The organism is Streptomyces sp. NPDC014764, from assembly GCF_043082785.1.
Taxonomy (GTDB): domain Bacteria; phylum Actinomycetota; class Actinomycetes; order Streptomycetales; family Streptomycetaceae; genus Streptomyces; species Streptomyces althioticus.
Map to the genome: position 1 here is coordinate 1 of NZ_JBIBXY010000047.1, position 2,389 is coordinate 2,389.

The 2,389-nt window shown below is 70.7% G+C and carries 3 protein-coding genes; all 3 read left to right on the top strand.

Annotated elements, in window-relative coordinates; translation table 11 throughout:
- Positions 1–791 (top strand): vitamin B12 dependent-methionine synthase activation domain-containing protein (locus ACF1AG_RS34750; protein WP_391811047.1); only part of this gene is annotated, 791 nt, incomplete at its 5' end.
- Positions 788–1,645, top strand: a complete 858-nt coding sequence (metF, locus tag ACF1AG_RS34755) for a methylenetetrahydrofolate reductase [NAD(P)H] (RefSeq protein ID WP_359608107.1) — start codon at positions 788–790, stop codon at positions 1,643–1,645. The genes ACF1AG_RS34750 and metF, both read left to right, overlap by 4 nt.
- Positions 1,635–2,389: adenosylhomocysteinase (locus tag ACF1AG_RS34760; protein WP_391811048.1), on the top strand; the 755-nt coding region annotated here is incomplete at its 3' end. The genes metF and ACF1AG_RS34760, both read left to right, overlap by 11 nt.

Genomic DNA, 2,389 nt, shown 5'->3' on the forward strand with positions numbered 1-2,389 from the left:
TCGCCACCGACAACCCCGTCCCCGTCCCGCCGTTCCGGGGCACCCGCGTCGTCAAGGGCATCCAGCTCAAGGAATACGCCTCATGGCTCGACGAGACCGCCCTCTTCCGCGGTCAGTGGGGTCTGACCAAGGAACTGATCGAGACCGAGGGCAGGCCCCGGCTGCGCGCCCTGCTGGACCGGCTGCGCACGGACAACGTCCTCGAAGCCGGCGTCGTCCACGGCTACTTCCCGTGCGTCTCCAAAGGCGACGACCTGATCATCCTGGACGAGGACGGCAACGAGCGCACCCGCTTCACCTTCCCCCGCCAGCGCCGTGGCCGCCGTCTGTGCCTGGCCGACTTCTTCCGCCCTGAGGAGTCCGGCGAGACGGACGTCGTCGGTCTCCAGGTCGTCACCGTCGGCTCCCGCATCGGCGAGGAGACCGCCCGGCTGTTCGAGGCCGACGCCTACCGCGAATACCTCGAACTGCACGGCCTGTCCGTCCAGCTCGCCGAGGCCCTCGCCGAGTACTGGCACGCCCGCGTCCGCTTGGAGCTCGGCATCCACCGCGGCGACCCGGACGGACTCGACGGCATGCTCCGCACCGAGTACCAGGGCTGCCGCTACTCCCTGGGCTACCCGGCCTGCCCGGACCTGGAGGACCGCGCGAAGATCGCCGACCTGCTGGAGCCGGAACGCATCGGCGTGCAGCTCTCCGAGGAGTTCCAGCTCCACCCCGAGCAGTCCACGGACGCCATCGTCGTCCACCACCCGGAGGCCGGCTACTTCAACACCGGAGTCAGGCGATGACGACCTTCTCCTTCGAGTTCTTCCCGCCCAGGACGGACCAGGGCGAACGCACCCTGTGGGACGCGATCCGCCGGGTGGAGGCACTGCGCCCCGACTTCGTGTCCGTCACCTACGGGGCCGGCGGCTCCTCCCGGGACCGTACCGTCGCCGTCACCCGGCGCATCGCCGCCGAGACCACACTGCGCCCCGTCGCCCACCTCACCGCCGTCGGCCACTCCACGGCCGAACTGCGCCGCATCATCGGCCAGTACGCCGACGCCGGCATCCGTGACGTCCTCGCCCTGCGCGGCGACCCGCCCGGCGACCCCAACGGGCCCTGGATCCCCCACCCCGAGGGGTTCACCCATGCCCGGGAACTGGTCGAACTCGTGCGCGCGCTCGGCGACTTCACCATCGGCGTGGCGGCGTTCCCGGAGCGCCACCCGCGCTCGCCCGACTGGGACAGCGACATCCGGCACTTCGTCGCCAAGTGCAGGGCCGGCGCCGACTACGCCATCACGCAGATGTTCTTCCACGTCGAGGACTATCTGCGGCTGCGCGACCGGGTGGCGGCCGCGGGCTGCGACACCCCCGTCATCCCGGAGATCATGCCCGCCACCGACGTCCGCCAGATCCGCCGGTTCGCCGAACTCTCCGGGGCCGCCTTCCCCGAAGACCTCGCCCACCGCCTCGAACGCGCCCGCGACAACCCGGCCGCCGGACACCGCATCGGCGTCGACCACGCCACCGCCATGGCCGAACGGCTCCTGGCCGAAGGGGCACCCGGGCTGCACTACATCACCCTCAACCGTTCCACCGCCGCCCTCGACATCCACCGCAACGTCCAGACCCTGGGGAGCCTCAGTGCCCACTGACCGCAGCGACTTCACGGACTTCAAGGTCGCCGACCTCTCCCTGGCCGAGTTCGGCCGCAAGGAGATCACCCTCGCCGAGCACGAGATGCCCGGCCTGATGGCGATCCGCAAGGAGTACGCCGACGCCCAGCCCCTGGCCGGCGCCCGGATCACCGGCTCCCTGCACATGACCGTGCAGACCGCCGTCCTCATCGAGACCCTCGTCGCGCTCGGCGCGCGGGTCCGCTGGGCGTCCTGCAACATCTACTCCACCCAGGACCACGCGGCCGCCGCGATCGCCGCCGCCGGCATCCCGGTGTTCGCCTGGAAGGGCGAGACGCCGGCAGAGTACTGGTGGTGCACGGAGCAGGCGCTGACCTGGCCCGGCCACGCGGGCCCGAACATGATCCTCGACGACGGCGGCGACGCCACGCTCCTCGTCCACAAGGGTGTCACCTACCGCAAGACCGGCGAGCTGCCCGAGGCGACGGGCGAGGAACTCGCCGCCGTACGCGCCCTGCTCGAGGCGAGCACTCTCGACTGGACCGCCCTCGCCTCCGAGATCCGCGGTGTGACGGAGGAGACCACGACGGGTGTGCACCGTCTGTACGAGATGCAGCGTGACGGCATCCTGCTGTTCCCGGCGATCAACGTGAACGACGCCGTCACCAAGTCGAAGTTCGACAACAAGTACGGCTGCCGCCACTCCCTGGTCGACGGCATCAACCGCGCCACCGACACCCTCATCGGCGGCAAGACCGCCGT